Origin of the sequence: Chelatococcus caeni (assembly GCF_014196925.1) — a bacterium.
Lineage (GTDB): Bacteria > Pseudomonadota > Alphaproteobacteria > Rhizobiales > Beijerinckiaceae > Chelatococcus_A > Chelatococcus_A caeni.
On record NZ_JACIEN010000001.1, the window covers coordinates 733197 to 751478 of the forward strand.

The window sequence follows — 18282 nt, forward strand, 5'->3', positions numbered from 1 at the left end:
ATCACGCCATGAATGCCAATGCCATCGTCCAGAAACTCTGGCGCCTCTGCACGGTCCTGCGCAAAGACGGCATCACCTATCAGCAATATGTTACCGAGCTGACCTATCTGCTGTTCCTGAAGATGATGGCCGAGCGCAACCGGGAGACGGGCAGCCTGCCGAAGACCATGCGCTGGGCGGATCTGGTCGCCGCAAATGGCCTCGCCAAGCTGGAGCATTACCGTAAGGTTCTGGTCACGCTCGGCGCCACCAGCACCCGCCTCGGCAAGGACGACGCGCTCGTCCTGCCGCCCGGCGAAAACGCTGCGCCGGACGAGCGCAAGCGCTATGCCGATGCACGGCCGCTGCCGGAAATGGTGCAGGAGATCTTCGACAACGCCTCGACCTTCATCCGCGAACCGCAGAACCTGACGACGCTCGTCACCGCCATCGATGAACTCGACTGGTTCTCCGAGGAGCGCGACCAGTTCGGCGATCTCTTCGAAGGCCTGTTGCAGAAAAACGCCGAAGAATCCAAGCGTGGCGCCGGGCAGTATTTCACACCCCGCCCGCTGATCCAGGTGCTTGTCCGCCTCATGCAGCCTCAGCCCAGCGAGGTGATTCAGGACCCGGCAGCGGGAACGGGTGGCTTCCTGATCGCAGCCGACCGCTACATGCGCGCCCGCACCGACCAGTATTTCAAGCTCGGCGAGAGGGAACAGGAATTCCAGAAGCGCCACGCCTTCCGCGGGATGGAAAACGTGCCGGGCACTCTGCGCCATCTTTTAATGAATCTCTATCTGCACGACATCGACAGCGAGCATGTGAATCTTGGCGATACGCTCTCCGACAAAGGCAAAGGTCTCGGTCGGGCGGATCTCATCCTCACGAATCCGCCCTTCGGCCCAGCGGGGGCCCCGCCGACGCGGGACGATCTCTCCGTCACCGCGACCGTCTCCTCCTACCAGCTTCCCTTTGTCGAACACTGCATCAGGGCGCTGAAGCCCGGTGGCCGCGCCGCCATCGTCGTGCCGGACAACGTGCTGTTCGAAGACGGGCGCGGCAAGGAACTGCGCCGGATGATGATGGACTGGTGCGACCTGCACACAATCCTGCGCCTGCCGACCGGCATCTTCTATGCGCAGGGCGTGAAGACCAATGTCATCTTCCTCACACGCGGCAAGACAGAGACTGGCAACACCAAGGCCGTCTGGATCTACGACCTGCGCGCCCAGATGCCAAAATTCGGCAAGACCACGCCGCTGACGGAAGCCCATTTCGAAGATTTCGAAAGAGCCTTTGGCACGAGCCCCTACGGCACCGAGCGGGGACCGGACGAAGGCGAGGCCGGCCGCTGGCGGAAATTCACCCGCAAGGAGATCGCCGTCCGCGGCGACAATCTCGACATCGCCTGGCTGCGCGAGGTGGAGGAGGAGGCGGAAGAAGGCCTGACCGAACCCGACGACATCGCCGCCGCTATCCTCGGCCATCTGCAGGCGGCGACTCTGGAGATCGAGGCGCTGCTGGCGGAACTGGGCGACGAGTTGCCGGAGGCGGCGGAATGAGCGAAATGCCGCGGGGGTGGGTTGAGATCACGCTAAATGACCTTTGCGAGTTCAATCCCAAGCACGATCCGGAAACAGATCGGTCCTTGGAGGTAAACTTCGTGCCTATGCCTGCCGTGGACGATGAGACTGGAACAATAGCCGACAAGTCGAACGTGCGGCCACTCTCGGAAGTTTGGAAAGGCTACACTCACTTTTCAGATGAAGATGTTATTTTCGCAAAGATCACGCCGTGCATGGAAAATGGGAAGATTGCGGTTGCGCGTGATCTCGCGAATGGTATGGCATGCGGCTCCACGGAGTTTCATGTACTTAGGTCCAAAGGTGCTGTCGAACCCGACTACCTATGGCGGTTTTTGCGCCGCAAGAGCTTCAGAAAGCTGGCAGAACGCTCCATGACCGGGGCGGTAGGACAGCGCCGAGTCCCCAAGCAGTTCTTGGAAGCAACGGTACTGGCCCTCCCACCCTTGGCCGAGCAAAAGCGCATCGCGGCCAAGCTGGATGCGCTGAACGCGAAATCCGCTCGCGCCCGCACCGAACTCGCCCGCATCGAAACCCTCGTCTCCCGCTACAAGCAGGCCGTGCTCAGCAAAGCGTTCAGCGGTGAGTTGACGCGGGAGTGGAGGGCTGCGGCCAATCAGAGCGACACCATAGATGCTGTTCTGAAATTTATAAGAAGTAGCCGCCGAAATTCGCCGAAGCTCGCGCGTCGAAAAGCCGCCAGCGGAGTGCCGCAGGCTGTACTACCAGAGACGTGGCGTTGGATTTCACCGGATGAGCTTGCTTCTGATGACCCCTACTCGATAGGGATCGGACCTTTCGGCAGCAATCTTGTAAAGGGGGACTATCGGGCGAGGGGTGTGAGGCTGGTTTTTGTGAGAGACATCAGACGGGAGAATTTCTCACTTGAGAACGCTGTATTCATTAGCGAAGCGAAAGCTGACGAGTTGCACCAGCACTCGGTGACCGGCGGCGACCTGTTGATTACGAAGATGGGTGATCCACCCGGAGATACCGCAATATTTCCAAACGAGCAGGCAGCGGCAGTCATCACAGCAGACTGCATAAAGGTGCGTCCCCACCTGGAGCTTACTTTCTCTAAGTTTCTCTACTGGGCGATCCGCTCGAATATTGTTAAGGAGCAAATTCTTGAGGAAACGAAGGGCGTTGCTCAGCAGAAGCTAAGCTTGGACCGCTTCAGGCAAATTGCCATACCGACTCCCCCAATCGAAGAACAACACGAAATCGTCCGCCGCATCGAATCCGCCTTCGCCAAGATCGACCGGCTGGCGGCGGAAGCCCGGCGCGCGCTCAACCTCGTGGGCAAGCTGGACGAGGCGATCCTCGCCAAGGCCTTTCGCGGCGAACTCGTTCCCCAGGACGAAAACGATGAGCCCGCCGAAAAACTGCTCGAACGCATCCGCGCCGAGCGCGCGGCGGCGCCGAAGGGGAGGCGCGGGCGGGGGCGACATTAGGAGCGGTACGGAGCGGCGATGGGGGGAACATGGCGAATGTCTTTTTCACCTATGTCTGGGGGCCGCCGGGTGATCCTTGCTGGCCGCTGACCTTTGGCTCCAAGGCGGCCCGCACCCAGGCAAAAAAGACCTTGTCGGAGGGAGATTACGTCTTCACGGTCGGGACCAAGGGAGAGCCGACTTCGGCGGAGCACCGGGGGACTCTGCCGCCTTCGCGTCGGGCACGACCCACCTGTTGAACAAGCGGCTTGCAACGACCCCTTCGACTGGCCCAAAGTCACTCCCCTTAGAAGGGCGGGGGTATCGTGGTGAAGTTCTTCATTAGCCTTCTGCGTCTTGCATTTTTCTGGGCGATTCCCGTCTTGGCAGTTGCCTGCACCGAGATCTTTTTTCCGCTTGTCAACTATAGGCTGGCTGCGAGCACCATCGTCGATGCTATCCGCGGGAATATCGATCTCGTAAGTGAGCCGGCCTTCGCCTACGCACTGGCCGCAATTCTGGCCTGCTTCGCGGCCGGACTTGCAGTCGCGTTCTTCCTGCTCCACGTCGTGCCGGTGTTGTTCACGCTCTGGCGGGCAACGCGGCTGGTCTCCACAGCGCAAGGTCGGGATAGGAAACGCGCGGAAACCCGCAGGAGCTTCGCGATCAATTTCGAGAGTCTGAACCAGAGACTTGAGAGCAACTGGCTGATCGGCCATGCCTGGATCGAGTTCGAGGAGACGCTCTTCGACAAGGACAGTGACCGAGCGATCGGCAACACCGTACGGCCCCAGGTCTTCTTCAACCCGGGGCTCGCGCGAGAGCGGCTCGGCGGCCTGAAGATGATGAATGCTGTGCCGGGATATTTCGTCGGCATCGGGCTGCTGCTCACCTTCGTGGGCTTGGTCTTCGCTCTCTACAAGGCGGGCGCCGCGGCGAGCGCAGGCGACGCGGACATCATGGCCGCAGAGATGGCGGGTCTGCTGCGGATCGCGACCTTCAAGTTCTCGACCTCTATCGCCGGCCTCGCTGCCTCGATCGTGCTGTCGATATTTTTCCGCTGGTTTTTCATCCTGATCGAGGGTTCCTTCGGCCGCTTTAACGCCTTGCTGGAGCGCGGTCTTCTCTATGCCGCACCACAGGCGATCTCCATGGAGATGAGCCGCACCATGCAGGAGCAACTCGTACAACTAAAGGACATCACGCAGGGCGAGTTCTTCGCCCGCATGGGTTCGGAGATCGCGCCGCGACTGAACGCGGCGATCGCAGATGCCATGGCACCAGTGACCGAGCAGATCGGCAATGCCGTTGGCAACCTGTCTGCAAGTAGCCAAGACGGCGTGCAGAAGATGCTCGAGTCCTTCACTAACCAACTTCAGCATGGCGCCGGAACCGAAATGCGCGAACTTGCCGCGACGCTGAAACAGCTGCAGATGTCTATGGTCGAGATGCAAGGCGGCCTGCGCGGCAGCGGCGACGATTTCTCGGCTAAGCTGGCGGAGGCAGCTGAGAACATGAACCGCATGGTGGAACGCGCCGGCCAGAGTTTTGAAACAAGCTCCGGTCAGAGCCGCGATGCCCTGACCGCAGTCGTCGAAACCCTTCGCCAGACTATGGAAAAGGCCAACGCTGAAATGGATGCCTCGCTCGGGGCTGCAGCGGGCGGGGCGTCTGCGAAGCTCGAGGCGGCAATGGGTCTCGTCATGGAAAAGCTCGACAGGCAGATCGGCCAGATCGGCGAAAGCCTGACGAACATGCAACGCACGATGGGCGAACAGGGAGACTACACGAGGCAGCAGATCGAGGCCTCCGTCTCGCATTCCGCTGAAATCCAGAAATCCGTGCTGGCTGATTTGCAGGAAACGGTCGGATCGGTGTCAGCACAGTTGCGCAATGCGGTCGAGGAGGCCCTCGCCTCCGTTGGCCAGCGTTTCGGTGAGCTGTCGACATCGATGCGCGCGATAGAAGGCGCGCTGATGAATCAGAAGGTGGCACTCGAAACGACTGCTGGAGAGGCACGGAAGACGGCGCAAGCCTTCGGCGAGAGCGCGACAAGCGTGCGTACGGCGACCGCACCCTTGGTGACCGTCAGCGACAAGTTTTCTGGCGCGACTGAACGCATGGCGACGGGCGTCGAGTCGACGTTAAAGGCGATTGAGGCGGCCCGGGATGCGATTGCGACCCTCGCCGCTGGCCTAGGCGCTGCAACCGAGAGGTCCAGCGACTTCTGGACGGAATTCACTGCAAAGTTCGACGCGGTGGACACTGCACTCGGCCGAGCGGTCGAGACGCTCTCTCGGTCGACCTCAGAGCAGCAAGACAGGCTGCAGAGCCATGTAAGGGGTGTCGATCAGGGCCTGTCGGAAGCGATCGGGAAACTGTCTCCCTTCCTCGCCCAAATCAAGGACAGCGCCGAGGCCATCGCAGACAGCCTCGAGGCCGCGCATAGCCATCGCGAGGCAGCTCGCGCATGATCATCGCGGACAGTGGCGACAAAGACAACAGCCATACCGAGGAGGACGAAAACTACTTCGTCTCCATGACCGATATGATGGTCGGCATCCTCTTCATCTTCATCATCATGCTGATGGTCTTCGCCCTTAATTTTCGGCAGTTAACCGACGAAACTGTCCTACTGACAGCAGAGCAGCAGGAGCAGCTGAACAGGGCCAACGAGCTCGCTGAACAGATCGCCGAGTTGCGAAGGCGGATCGCCAATGAAATCACAGAGCTCAACAAGGCAGACCAGGCGCGCAACGAGCTTCTGGAAGCCATCAAGGCGAAACTCGACGTTGTCGGACTCAAGGTAACTATTGACAAGGATACCGGCGTCCTGCGACTGGCCGAAGACGCCATCCGTTTCGCGCCGGAGAGTTCGCGCCTCGACGCCGAAGCGCAACGCAATGTTGATGCGGTGGCCAAAGTCCTGCTCGACGTTCTGCCGGACTACACGGCTTGTCCAGGCGGGATGACCTGCAATCCCTCGACCGGATATGTTGTCGAAACGGTCTTCATTGAAGGTCACACGGACAAGACCGGGTCGGACAGCCTGAACTGGCAGTTGTCCACCGAGCGTGCCGTGAACACCTACCGCCGGATCGTCGACAATTTTCGAGGCTTGCGAGCGTTAGTGAACTCGCAGGGTCGGGAAATCCTGTCAGTTTCCGGCTACGCCTATACACGACCGGCAATCGAACAGGACGACGCCGAAGGCTATCGGATCAACCGACGCATCGATCTCCGCTTCGTCATGGAAGCCGACCGGCGCGAAAGGCTGAGCGAGGTTCTTATCCTTCTGGAACAGATGGAGAAAAAGGTCAGCGAGCTTCAGAATCCGATGGGTGCCGCACTCGATACACCGACGCAGCCCGAGCGTGTGGTACCCCAGTGAGCGGGGCCTTCAAAGACGCAATTGCCGACCTCGTGGCGCGACACGGAGTTCCGCCTCGCTCGGTCGAATCTGCGATGCTGAGAGCGGCGAGACGGCTGCCGGCGATGATTGGCGATGAACCTTCCGCCAAGGACTACGACGAGGTCTCGGGTGACCTCGCCCGCCGGCTGGCTCGCGGAGAGCGGCTGACTGGCCGTCAGGCGCGGGACGGCGCATGGTGCCTCTGGACGACGCGTACTCAACTCGCCGCGGATGCCGCAACACTCTCCCCGTTCTTGGAGCAAATGCGCAGTCTGAGGCACAAGGGGGCGTCACGTGCGCTCGCGCTGTCCTACCTGATCAGTTTTCACCCCGACCGGCCCGGCCTCCGGGCGGTCGCTGGTGCCTTGCGCGACCTGGCGAGCGCCATGGGCAAGCCCTTCGACGACCTGAACAAACGGTTTCACATCTTCGACGTCGATGAGGGTCCTCGTCGGGTCGGCGATACCGCCCTCGCCGAGCGCAAGTCGCCGCGCCAGGTTCTTGAGGAGAACGGACTGCTGATGGAACTGGTCCTCGGCGGCGGCTATGTCGAGCCCTGCGCGCGCCGCGTGCTGGAGCGTGCCGTGGAGGATCGCCGCCTGCAGCCGGGTGATCGACTGGAATTCATCGAGACGATCTCGGTCAAGAGCGGCACGCGGCAGCTCAACTTCGCGGCGCACAAGGGCCTGGTGGCCAATGCGCTTCTGCTTCCCAGCCGTGATCGGCCCCCCGAAAAAGCCGTCAAGGATCAGATCCTCAACTTCCTGATCTCACTGGAGGGGCTGGGCGATCCACGAACGAGACCCGGCAACTGGGTCAACGCGCCGGACGCTCGCGACGTCGCGATGTTGTGGCTCACGGAACAGGCGCTTCGACAATTCCTCGATGTTGTCGAAGCGGTTAATCCGAACGAGAACTGGAAGTACCGCCGCCGCTTCTGGGAGACGATGTACGGCAACGGCATCATCAGGGAGGCCTGGGTCGTCCTTGACGGTCAGGGAGCTGCGGAGGCGCATCGGAAGTTTGGCAGGAATTCGCCTTTCGGCAGGTTCCGTGGCGGGGTTCAGTCGGGCCACGCGGTATTGCTCCTAAGGATCGGCCGTGGCGTCTGCGCCGAATGGAGCTACAGCGGGCAATGCCGGTTCTGGGATGACGCGGAACGTGCTGGTGCTCCGAAGCTGTACCAGCGCGAGTACGACACGGAGTTCCTGAAGAATGGACGTCAGTATGCCCCGGTCCTCGAAATTCGACACAGCTCGCACACCGGCCCGAATGCCTGGCAGCACAAGGCGGCAGAGCAGATCAAGATGATGACCGGCGAGCGCCTCTCCGCCCGGGACTACATGCTGTGAAGGCTAGCTACGCCCACGAAGCCAAGCATGACGGTGTCCTCCTGATGCTCCACCGCCGTCGACTTCTCGGCTCGGAACTCCTCCCGGTCAAGGACTGGCCGCAGGTCGACGGTCGGGAAGGCGCCGCCGCCCGCTATCTGCTCGCCTGCCTGGACTCTGGCGAAGGCCTGGCCCGCGACGGCGGCATTCTGCTTGCACATCCCGCCGTTGCCGCCCTTCCGGCCACCGTGGCCGAGGCGCTGGGGCTTCCGTCCCTGGGCACACTCTCCATCACCCTCGCCTTCGATGGCATCATGACCGACCCGCGCGCCCGCATCCGGGCCAGCTGGTACGACGCGGACGATCGCAAGGTCAGGATGGAGCGCATCGGCGCCCTGGCCCGATGGGGAACCCGGGAGGGGCGCCTTTCCGGTCCGCTCTACGAGCTGATGGAAGCGATCGACGCCTATAATTCGACGGAGGGCAGTGAGGCCGAGACACGCATCGCCGCCTGGGCTCCGGTGCAGGCAGCGCTGCGGCGAACCGCCGGCGAGGAGGTTCGGACCGACGACCGTTTCCTGACCAGCCTCACAGTCTATCAGGCCGGCGCGGTCGCCCTTGATGTGTTCGAGACGCCCTATGGACCGGACTTCCTTCCGGTCGTCATGGGGCGCGAGAAAGCGGCGAGCCTCAACGACGATGCGCCAGCTCCGGAAGGCGCGGACGGCGGCGAGGCTGAGCCCGTCCAGCGCGATCTCGTTTCGGACGCGCTGCTGCCGGAGCCTCTGCAGCGGCGGTTTGCGCGCGAGGTCTTCGCCGGAGAGGCGCAGAGCCGTGACGCCTATGTGCTGGACCGGAACACCTATCTGGTCCTCGACCCGTCGCTCAAGATCGCCCTCGACGTCGTGCGCAAGAAGCGGGCTGCACCAAAGGCGGAGCGCATCGCCTTCCTGAAGAACCCACGTGCAGACATCGCGGAAGCAATAGGGGACAAAAGCCACGAAGCGGCCATGTCTCTGCTGGTCGAGACCTGGCAGTATTCCGAACGTGTGCTCGGCTTGGGTGTGTGGGAGCCCCCTCCGCTTCCCTGGCTGAAAAACAAAGCCGGCCAATGGCTGCCGGAGCGCTTTCCCGTCCAGATAGGGCAGGAAACGATCGAGATGGACAGGGAGCTCTTCCAGACACTGAAGAGCGAGGTCGCCCAAGCCTGCGAGGAGGGCGTCGAGTACATCACTGTGGAAGATCGCTCCCTAAGGGTCGACGACGTGCAGGATGCTTTCGAGACCCTTGGTCTCGATCGTCTTGGGAACGAGCCGGCTCCCGCCGAGGAAGACCAGCCCGAGCCGCCAGGTCAAGACACGAGCGACGACGACGCGTCGGCGGCCGACGAGCGACTGGTCATCCGGCAGAACCTCGACAGCGAGGAGTTCGCTGTCACCTACGCTCCGCGCGCGGTCGCCATTGCCCCCGCGCTACCAGTGCCTACGCTCGTGTCGACGCGCCCGAAGCCGCATCAGACCGTGGGATTCGACTGGCTCGTCGCCTGCTATCGGGCCGGATGGCCCGGCGCTCTGCTTGCCGACGACATGGGATTGGGGAAGACCTTTCAGGCACTCGCCTTCCTTGCCTGGGTAAGGAAGAACCGCCTCCAACAGGGGCTCGATCGGGGTGCCCAGAACAGGCCGATCCTCGTCGTCGCCCCAACAGCCCTCCTGCGGAACTGGATCGAGGAGGCCGAACGCCACCTGACGCCCGGAGCGCTCGGCGAACGGGTTGATGCGTTCGGCTCCTCTCTCCGGCATCTCAAGACGCGGAAAGACGAGCACTGGACCCCGGAGACGGCGCTCGACGTAACCAGGCTGCGTGCTGCCAACTGGGTGCTGACCACTTACGAGACGCTGGCGGACAACCACCGCGCCTTCGCCCGGGTCGCCTTCAGCGTAGCGGTCTTCGACGAAGCTCAGAAGATCAAGTCACCCGGGGCCATCAACACCCAGTCGGCCAAGGCGATGAACGCTGACTTCGTCCTCGGCCTCACAGGTACGCCCATCGAGAACCGGCTGGCCGATCTTTGGTGCATCATGGACCGGGTGGTCCCGGGTTACCTGGGCGACCTGAAGGCCTTCGTCGCCACCTATGAGAATGGCGACGAGGAGAACCTGAAGCGGTTGAAGTCCAAGCTCGACCGGCCGCAGAAGGAGAGCACGCCGCCGGTGCTTCTCAGGCGCATGAAGACGGAGATCCTGGAAGGCCTGCCGAGTCGGGACTTCGTCACGACTTGCGTCACTATGCCCCCAGAGCAGGCGCAGGCCTATGCTGCTGCGGTGCTGCGCGCCCAGGTGGGGGGCACCACGAAGGGTGACATGCTTCGCGCCATCCACGCACTTCGCGGCGTTTCTCTGCATCCGTCGGGCGCCTCCGATTGCGACCCGCTCGACAAGATGTCCGTGAGGAACTGGATCGCCCGGTCTGCCCGCATGCAGCACGCCGTCGAAGTCCTCGAAAAGCTCCGGGTATCGGGCGAAAAGGTGCTGGTCTTCGTCGAGGACCTTGAGGTGCAGGCCCTGTTCGCCTCGGCAATCGCAACCCACCTGGGTCTGGACCGTCAACCGGCCACCATCAATGGCTCGATACCTGGCGAGAAGCGGCTAGAGATCGTCGATCGCTTCCAGTCCTCTCCCCAGCCCTTCGACCTTCTTGTCCTCTCTCCCAAGGCCGCCGGCATCGGTCTGACGATCACTGCCGCCAACCACGTCATCCATCTGTCGCGATGGTGGAATCCGGCAGTCGAGGACCAGTGCAACGACCGCTGCTATCGGATCGGCCAGGAGAAGTCGGTCACCGTGCATATCCCAATCGCCGTTCACCGGGACTACGGCGAATCCTCGTTCGACGTGCGGCTGAACGCCCTCCTCGAACGGAAGCGACGGCTGTCGCGCGACATGCTTTTGCCGCCGGTCGAGGATGGAGATGTAGAGACCCTGTTCGGACAGTCGATCGCGAGGAGCTGAATTCAAGGCAGTGCTGCTTCAGCCAGGAACGGCGACGGGATGGTGACGTGATCGCCGATGCGCCGCGCCGATGTGAGGATCAGCCGCTTCTTGGCACGGGTCATGGCGACATAGAACAGCCGCCGCTCGGCCTCTAGCGCCCGCTCCGACTTTGCTGCGCGCAGCGGCCAGATGCCGTCCACGACGTCCAGCATCGCGACGGTGTCGAACTCCCGCCCCTTGGCCCGCAGCGCCGTCATGAGGTGAACCGGCTTCTTCCACAGCGCGTCCGCCCCGTCGTCGGAATCCATGCCCGGCAATCGCACCAGCGTATCCTTCGCCTTTTCGAGATCGTCGACGAAACCCTGGAAGTCCTCACCATAGCTCTCGGAAAACTCGACCAGATAGGCAAATGGTGGATCGGCAAGGAAGATGTCCTCTACGCTCCGTCCATAGTCCTTCTTGAAGCCCGAGTAGAGCGTCTGCAGCGCTTCGATCGCGGTCCGGACCGTCGGCGCGTGGATCAACTGGCGCAGCTTCCTGGCGAAACTCGCGGCGGTCGCGCCATCGTCCGTCTGCCCCCGGATCGGCCCTTCGTAGATCTGCAACTGGTCGATCGCCGCATCGTAGGATTTGGGACGCACTGATCTCAGGTGCTTGGCGATCGCATCGGCCTCCACCTTCCGCAGTGGATAGCGTTGTACCGAATGACAGAGAGCCATTACGTCGTCGACGATCGTTGGCACCGCAATGCCGAGGCCCGCCATGGTGCGGGTCCTGAGGGCGCCGACCAGCCGGTCGAAGGTGTCGGACAGGAAGAGGTGGAGATCCTCGGCTGCGCAGAACGGAATGTCCTCGCGTGCCAGCAGGATTTGGTAAGGGATCAACTGGGCGCGCTTGCGCGACAGGAGCGCCATGCGCGCACCAGGCGACTTGCGACCGACGAAGTCGCGGATTTCCGCGAGGACGTTCTCCACCGAGTCGATGAACGTGTCGCCCGCGTAGATGGTGATATGGGCATCGACGCTCGAAACCGGATGCATCGCCTTCTCCACGCGACGCTGGTTGTGCGCGATCAGTCGCGCCGATTTCTTGACGATGTTGCGTGGGCTTCGATAGTTCTTCTCCAGGATATAGGTTGCGAAGGGGCGCTTCAGGTGTCGCTCCGGCTCGAGGATGAAGTCCGGAGCCGCACCGCGCCATTCGAAGATCGCCTGGTCGTCGTCGCCCACGATGGTGAGGGCCGACCTGTTGCGCTCGGCAATCGAAAGGATCAGTGCAAGATCTAGCGGATTGATGTCCTGGAACTCATCGACGAGGATCTCGCAGATGCGCTCGTCCGGCGTCGGAAGATTGCCTGCCTGTACCTGTCGCCGCTGGTCGAGCCACGCCCCGTATTTCTGGTCCTCGAGCGTGAAGGATCCCGTCGCGAACTGCTGCAGGCAGGCCGCGTTGAAGTAGGGCAGCGCGACCTCGAGGAACGGTTCCCAGCGGCGGGTCGCAAGTACGCCGAGATCCTCGAGGCAAACCATGTAATCCTCAAGCAGAGGCAGCAGCCCGAGCTGCTCAAGCGCATCGAGCCGGTCGTCGGCCATGCGCAGCGAGCCATCCTCATGGTCGAAACCGAGAGTCTTCATCATGTCGAGAAGGCCCGCGAGCAGTTTCGGCAGCTTGAACGGCTGGTGCTTCATGCCCTTCTCAAGCGCGGGCACGGACGACCACGCCGGAGCCAGCACGTTCTTGACCAGTGATCCTAGCTCGAACTCCGACACATGGAGCCGCGGAGCGCCTGACATCGCGCGCAGCCGCCTGTGCCCCCAACCGTTCAGGGTGACCACATCGGCGCGGCTGGCGAATCCTGCGAAGGCAGGATCACCCAGGCGGGCGCGCAATTCGTCGCGCGCCGCCCGGGTGAACGATACGATCAGGTAGGACGATCTGCCGTTCGAGCGACGATGCAGTTCGGTGCACCGGTGTAGCAGGGACAGCGTCTTGCCGCTGCCAGCAGGCGCGAGGAGCCGGATGTCGGGTTCCGCGGCATTCACGAAGGCGAGCTGGGTCTGGTCAAGTCCACCCGACGCCGACAATGCTGCAGAATGAGTCAAGTTCAGCCTCCACCAAAACGCCAGGGGCCGGCTACTGATGGCGGTTATCCTCTGGACTCGATTGATAGCCGACCGTTTGCAACCGACACCCCAATCGGCCTCCATGGATCCTTGGCTGTTCAGGAGGGCTGACCCGAGCTAAAGGACCGATATAGCATGAAATTGCGGCTCATCTAGCCGAACCGATCTTTGATGTAGTTTGTAATCTCACTGGTGCTTTCGATCGGCGCAAAAAGATTGCCCGACCGGACGGCCTGGCGCTGGAGCCGCAGGATCAGCTCGTGTGGCAGCACATGGCCTTCGACCGCACGCAGGACCGCTTCGCCATCATCGACTACGACACGCCGGGCGCCCTTTCCGGTCGCCTGGGCGTTCGCCTCGCCGGCGCCTTCGCGGCGGGCGGCATGATGATCAAGCCGTCGCTGACGGCGAACCTCTGGCACGAGATTCTCGGCACGGACAAGACCACCTTTTCCGGCACGGCGCTGCGTCGGGCGGCCAGGACGCGACCGCGGTCGAAATCGCGGGCGGGATTTCGGCGCAGGTCACGGAGACCGTGGGCCTGTGGGGCAACGTCTCCTATCTCAGGGACATCGCTGAGCCCGATCAAAAGACCTGGCGTGGCAATAGCGGCTTGCGTGTGACCTGATAACCTCCCAACCCTCTCCGGGTCGCACGCGGAACGGCCAGACGCCCTTCCGCCGGACCGTTCTCTTCTGCTCCACACCTCACGCCGCTGTGGGTGGCCGAAGCGCCGAAGCGAGCATAGCCGGACCCGGACCGTCGAAAGCGGGGCAATCCGGGTAGAAGGCCGATGCCCCAATGGGGCTTTGCTGTTCTTTCAGGCTGACCCGCCACAACGCTCATGGCTCCCCATGGTGCGCCCGTTCATAGAGCTATAGCGTAGACGTATTGCTCCTCTCATCAGTGCGGCCCGCCGGACGAGATTCGAACTGCAACCGTATGATCGACCGCAAGCGTAAGTCTGCTTTCTTGGACTCGCTCTCCAGAAGCGGCCAGTCTCGTTCCGGCCCCAAACGCGACGCTCCAGATGGTCTCGGAAAGGGCGGGTTCTGGCCTCTAAAGAGGATTGCCTGATAGCTAGTGACTACGCTTGGAACCGTAGCGAAGTACGTGCCGCACCGCTGGATGTCTGGAGGCCGTTTCCCGCATTCAAAGGTGCTCCGTTGACGACGCAATCCGGTCGATGGGCTGCGCTGCCATAGCCTTGCATCGGAGAAAACGAGCCGGGCCCCCAGGGGGCCTTACCAGAAGACTCGGACGGCCTGGAAGTCACGCCTGGGTCGACTACCGCCGAACCGGCCTGGTCTTGCGTTTCCGGACGTCGGGGGAGGGCGCCCGCCTGATCGTCGCCGACTCGGAAGCCTGCCGGCGTTCCTCGATCCAGGCTTCGACCTCCGCCAGGTCCCACACGACGCATCGGGGTGTGAGGAAGAACCGCCGCGGAAACTCCCCCCGCTGTTCCAGCTCATAGATGGTCGTGTCCGCCAACGGCACGATCTCGCGCAGCTCGGTTCGGCGGTCGGGTGGGTGAAGCCGCTCCTGAATTTCGCACTTGCATTAGTCTATAAAATCTATCAACATTATAGAATGATCATGACGGGTTGCACATTTCGTTCGGCCGTCGCCTTCGTTTCCCGATCAGGCAGGGGCCCATCCTTCCATGGCGCCTGCTTGGGTGGTGCCGTCCATCGAGCGCGGCCTGCTTTCGACCTTGTTGTCAGCGGCAGGGCTTCTCGGCGCGCTGCCCGCCGTAACACCGCCGAGGCGGACCTCCGCCTCTAATCCACGCCGTCCATCTTCCCCCGACACAGCGCCGGAGTTTCTCCGAAGGAGATTTCGCGCGCTCGAGCCGGTTCTGATCACCATGCCATATGCACTCTCGCTTCTTGATAAGAGCCCCGTTCCCGAGGGGGCAACCGCGGCCGAGGCGCTCGGTCACACCATCGCGCTCGCCAAGCGCGCCGAAGCCTTGGGCTATCGGCGTTTCTGGGTGGCTGAGCACCACGGCACGGAGCGTCACGCTTCCTCCGCGCCAGAGATACTGGTGGCCCATCTCCTGGCCCATACGTCGCGCATCCGCATCGGCTCCGGCGGGGTCATGCTGCAACACTACAGCCCCTACAAGGTGGCGGAGACCTTCAACGTGCTCGCGGCACTCGCGCCCGGCCGGGTCGACCTCGGTATCGGCAAGGCTCCGGGCGGCCTACCGCTGTCGACGAAGGCCCTGCAGGTTCTTCACGACAGGTCCGAGCCGCCGAGCTTCGCGTCGAGGCTGGCGGATCTCGACGCTTTCCTGACCGGTTTAACGGCGCCCGATCATCCGCTTGCGGGCGCAGTGGCAACGCCGATCCCGGCGGAGCCCCCGCAGCGCATCCTTCTCGGAACGGGGCCCGAGACGGCAACCCTGGCCGCGCAGCACGGCTGGGATTTCGCCTATGCCGGACATTTCGACGGCGATCCCGGCCATCTCGCCCGTTCGGTTGAGGCGTATCGTCAACTGACCGGCCGCGCTCCTCTGCTGGCGATCCATGCCTTCGCGGCCGAGACGCTGGAGGAAGCGCTGGCGCGCGTCGAGCGGTTGCGCATCTACAAGGTGCATCTGCCGAACGGGCAGAGCGCCAATGTGGGCACGCATGAGATGGCGGCGGAGTTCGCACGTCAGGCCGGCGCGGACGACTACCGCGTCGAGGAGCGAGTGCCCTACGTCGCGACCGGAACGGCTGAGCACGTGAAGCGCGAGCTCGATGGCCTGGCGGCCCGTCATGGCATCCGCGAGTTCGTCATTGACCTCCCCGTAGCCGACCCGATCTCCCGCCTGTCGTCGATCGAACTTCTGGCGAGCGTCTACCAATCGTCTCTTGCAGTCTGAACAACGCGAGCGGAGCAGCGCGATGAGCACCAATGACATCAGGTTCGGCATCATGTTGAACGGTGCCGGTGGCCATATGAATTCCTGGAAACATCCAAGTGGTCCGGCGGATGCCAGCGTCAATCTCGATTTCTACGTCGAGACAGCGCGCAAGGCCGAGGACAACGGCATTGCCTTCGCCTTCGTCGCTGATGGGCTCTACATCAACGAAAAGTCCATCCCGCACTTCCTCAACCGCTTCGAGCCGCTGACGATCCTGTCGGCGCTCGCCACGCGGACGTCGAAGATCGGCCTCGCCGGCACCGTCTCGACCTCCTATTCGGACCCTTTCACCGTGGCGCGCCAGCTGGCGTCGCTTGATCTCATCAGCGGTGGGCGTGCCGGCTGGAACGTCGTGACGACGCCGCTGGAAGGCACAGCCAGGAACTACAGCCGGCAGCACCCGGAGCACGCGCTGCGCTACGAGATCGCCGACGAATATCTGACGGTCGCGCAGGGCTTGTGGGACAGCTGGGATGATGACGCCTTCGTCCGCGACCGCGAGAGCGGGCAGTTCTTCGACAGCAGCAAGCTCCATGCGCTCGATCACAACGGACGTTTCTTCCAGGTCGCCGGTCCGCTCAACATCGGCCGCTCGCCGCAAGGGCAGCCCGTCATCTTCCAGGCGGGATCCTCGGAGGCCGGCATCGGTCTGGCCGGCAAATATGCGGATGCGGTCTTCACCCATTCGCCCTCGCTCGAGGAGACTCGCGCCTTTCGCCAGCAGGTGAGGGCAAGTGCTGTAGCCCACGGCCGCCATGCCGACGACGTGAAGATCTTTCCAGGCATCGCTCCGATCGTGGGGGCGAGCGACGCCGAGGCGGAGGCGAAATACCGTGTGATCCGCGATCTCATCTCCATCGAGGAGGCGCTCGCCTATCTCGGCCGCTATTTCGATCATCACGACTTCAGCCAGTACCCGCTGGACGCGCCTTTCCCCGACATCGGCGATCTCGGCAAGAACAGCTTCCGTTCCACGACAGACCGCATCAAGGCGAACGCGCGCCGCAACGGCTCCACCCTGCGCGACGTGGCGCTCGAGGTAGCGACGCCGAAGCCCAATTTCATTGGCGCGGGCGAGACGGTCGCGGGCGAGATCATCCGCTGGATCGACGAAGGGGCGGCGGACGGCTTCATCCTCGGCTTTTCCGTCATCGCCGAGGGGTTCGACGATTTCGCAGTCCACGTGCTGCCGGTGCTGGAGGCGCGCGGCCGCTACGCCCGCACGCTACCCGGCAAGACGCTGCGCGACCATCTCGGCCTGCCGCGCAAGGAGAGCCGCTATGCCGTCGGTGCGCCCGTGCCGGAGCAGAGGCGAGCGGCGCGATGACCGGCCGACTTTCCGGCATCGAGCGCGCCACGGCAGTCCAGGCGGCGATTGGCGCCTTCGCCGATGAATTCGTGGCGTTGCGGCGCGACCTCCACCGGCACCCGGAGCTGGCCTTCGAGGAGCATCGCACGAGCGCCATCGTGGCGGAGTTCCTTGCACGCTGGGGATATGAGGTGACCGCCGGCATCGGCGGCACCGGCGTCGTCGGTACGCTGCGGCGCGGCAACGGGCTGCGGCATCTCGGCCTCCGGGCCGACATGGACGCGCTGCCCATCATCGAGGCGACGGGGCTGCCCTGGGCGAGCCGGCAGACGGGCGCGATGCACGCCTGCGGCCATGATGGGCACACGGCGATTCTGCTCGCCGCGGCACGACACCTCGCCGAATCCGGCGACTTCAACGGCGCGCTTACCGTCATCTTCCAACCCGCCGAGGAAATCGGCGCCGGTGCGCGGCGCATGATCGGGGAGGGGCTCTTTGAGCGCTTTCCCTGTGATGCGGTTTTCGGCCTGCACAATTGGCCCGGCCTTGCGAACGGCCGTTTTGCCGTCATCGACGGCCCTGCAATGGCCGCGGTGGACAAGGCGCTCGTGACGGTGTGCGGCAAGGGCGGCCATGGCGCGGCCCCGCACGAGACGGTGGATCCCGTCGTGGCGAGCGCCCATGTGATTACCGCATTGCAGAGCATCGTGGCGCGCAACGTCGATCCGCTCGACGCCGGCGTCGTCACGGTGGGCGCGATCCACGGCGGCTCGGCTTCCAACGTCATTCCCGACAGCGTGGAGATGAAGCTCACGCTGCGCTCCTTCCGGCCGGAGGTGCGTGCGCTGCTTGAAGCGCGTGTGCCGGCGCTGGTGCGCGCCCAGGCCGAAAGCTTCGGCGCCACGGCCGAGGTGACGTATCAGCGCGGCTTCCCGGCGGTCGTCAACCGTCCGGGCGACGCCGAGATCGTGCGTTCCGTCGTGGCGGAGAGCCACGGCGTGGCTGCGATCGCCGGCGATTTCCGGCCACGGACGGCGAGCGAGGACTTCGCCTTCTTCCTCGAAGAAAGGCCCGGCGCCTTCATCTTCGTAGGCAACGGCGACAGCGCGCCCTTGCACAGCCCGGCCTACGATTTCAACGACGCAAACCTCATCCCGGCGGCGACCGTCTGGGTCAGGCTCGCCGAGAGCTTCCTTTCCTGA

At 63.3% G+C, this 18282-nt stretch carries 12 protein-coding genes; 10 read left to right on the forward strand and 2 right to left on the reverse strand.

Annotated features, from left to right (window positions below; translation table 11 throughout):
* Positions 1 to 8 precede the first annotated feature (8 nt).
* The 6 genes from GGR16_RS03550 (at position 9) to GGR16_RS26490 (ending at position 10752) form a co-directional block, all read left to right on the forward strand.
* Entirely contained in the window at positions 9 to 1544 is a 1536-nt protein-coding gene (locus GGR16_RS03550; protein ID WP_183315724.1) for a class I SAM-dependent DNA methyltransferase, read from the forward strand.
* Complete coding sequence (locus GGR16_RS03555) at positions 1541 to 3019, forward strand: restriction endonuclease subunit S (protein WP_183315725.1); 1479 nt, start codon at positions 1541 to 1543, stop codon at positions 3017 to 3019. Before GGR16_RS03550 ends, GGR16_RS03555 begins: the two co-directional genes overlap by 4 nt.
* Positions 3020 to 3324: 305 nt before the next feature.
* On the forward strand, positions 3325 to 5472 hold the full coding sequence (zorA, locus tag GGR16_RS03560; RefSeq protein ID WP_183315726.1) for an anti-phage ZorAB system protein ZorA: 2148 nt from the start codon (positions 3325 to 3327) through the stop codon (positions 5470 to 5472).
* A complete protein-coding gene (locus tag GGR16_RS03565) occupies positions 5469 to 6389 on the forward strand; it encodes an OmpA family protein (protein WP_183315727.1) in 921 nt (306 codons plus the stop codon). Before zorA ends, GGR16_RS03565 begins: the two co-directional genes overlap by 4 nt.
* 74 nt (positions 6390 to 6463) lie before the next feature.
* Positions 6464 to 7762 (forward strand): EH signature domain-containing protein, encoded by a 1299-nt coding sequence (locus GGR16_RS03570; protein WP_019404567.1) that lies wholly within the window; start codon positions 6464 to 6466, stop codon positions 7760 to 7762.
* Positions 7759 to 10752, forward strand: a complete 2994-nt coding sequence (locus GGR16_RS26490; protein ID WP_157672285.1) for a DEAD/DEAH box helicase — start codon at positions 7759 to 7761, stop codon at positions 10750 to 10752. Before GGR16_RS03570 ends, GGR16_RS26490 begins: the two co-directional genes overlap by 4 nt.
* 2 nt (positions 10753 to 10754) lie before the next feature.
* On the opposite strand, the gene GGR16_RS03580 is transcribed toward GGR16_RS26490, so the two are convergent.
* A complete protein-coding gene (locus GGR16_RS03580) occupies positions 10755 to 12836 on the reverse strand; it encodes a 3'-5' exonuclease (RefSeq protein ID WP_183315728.1) in 2082 nt (693 codons plus the stop codon).
* 281 nt (positions 12837 to 13117) lie between these two features.
* Here GGR16_RS03580 and GGR16_RS26570 point away from each other — a divergent pair, with 281 nt between their 5' ends.
* Entirely contained in the window at positions 13118 to 13480 is a 363-nt protein-coding gene (locus GGR16_RS26570; protein WP_425486558.1) for an autotransporter domain-containing protein, read from the forward strand.
* Between the two features lie 664 nt (positions 13481 to 14144).
* Here the strand turns inward: GGR16_RS26570 and GGR16_RS03590 are convergent.
* On the reverse strand, positions 14145 to 14405 hold the full coding sequence (locus GGR16_RS03590; RefSeq protein WP_040405551.1) for a helix-turn-helix transcriptional regulator: 261 nt from the start codon (positions 14403 to 14405) through the stop codon (positions 14145 to 14147).
* A 319-nt stretch (positions 14406 to 14724) separates the two neighbouring features.
* On the opposite strand from GGR16_RS03590, the gene GGR16_RS03595 reads away from it, so the two are divergent.
* The 3 genes from GGR16_RS03595 to GGR16_RS03605 are packed head-to-tail and all read left to right on the forward strand — an operon-like array spanning position 14725 to position 18282.
* Positions 14725 to 15729 (forward strand): MsnO8 family LLM class oxidoreductase, encoded by a 1005-nt coding sequence (locus tag GGR16_RS03595; RefSeq protein ID WP_183316326.1) that lies wholly within the window; start codon positions 14725 to 14727, stop codon positions 15727 to 15729.
* A gap of 22 nt (positions 15730 to 15751) precedes the next feature.
* Entirely contained in the window at positions 15752 to 17098 is a 1347-nt protein-coding gene (locus GGR16_RS03600) for an LLM class flavin-dependent oxidoreductase (RefSeq protein WP_183315729.1), read from the forward strand.
* Positions 17095 to 18282, forward strand: a complete 1188-nt coding sequence (locus GGR16_RS03605; protein WP_183315730.1) for a M20 aminoacylase family protein — start codon at positions 17095 to 17097, stop codon at positions 18280 to 18282. Before GGR16_RS03600 ends, GGR16_RS03605 begins: the two co-directional genes overlap by 4 nt.

What these genes read in the sequence shown, in the direction of transcription:
- GGR16_RS03565 (WP_183315727.1), top strand. Translation starts at nt 5,469, where the DNA reads ATGATCATCGCGGACAGTGGCGACAAAGACAACAGCCATACCGAGGAG.
- GGR16_RS03595 (WP_183316326.1), top strand. Translation starts at nt 14,725, where the DNA reads ATGCCATATGCACTCTCGCTTCTTGATAAGAGCCCCGTTCCCGAGGGG.
- GGR16_RS03600 (WP_183315729.1), top strand. Translation starts at nt 15,752, where the DNA reads ATGAGCACCAATGACATCAGGTTCGGCATCATGTTGAACGGTGCCGGT.
- GGR16_RS03555 (WP_183315725.1), top strand. Translation starts at nt 1,541, where the DNA reads ATGAGCGAAATGCCGCGGGGGTGGGTTGAGATCACGCTAAATGACCTT.
- GGR16_RS03550 (WP_183315724.1), top strand. Translation starts at nt 9, where the DNA reads ATGAATGCCAATGCCATCGTCCAGAAACTCTGGCGCCTCTGCACGGTC.
- GGR16_RS03605 (WP_183315730.1), top strand. Translation starts at nt 17,095, where the DNA reads ATGACCGGCCGACTTTCCGGCATCGAGCGCGCCACGGCAGTCCAGGCG.
- GGR16_RS03570 (WP_019404567.1), top strand. Translation starts at nt 6,464, where the DNA reads ATGCTGAGAGCGGCGAGACGGCTGCCGGCGATGATTGGCGATGAACCT.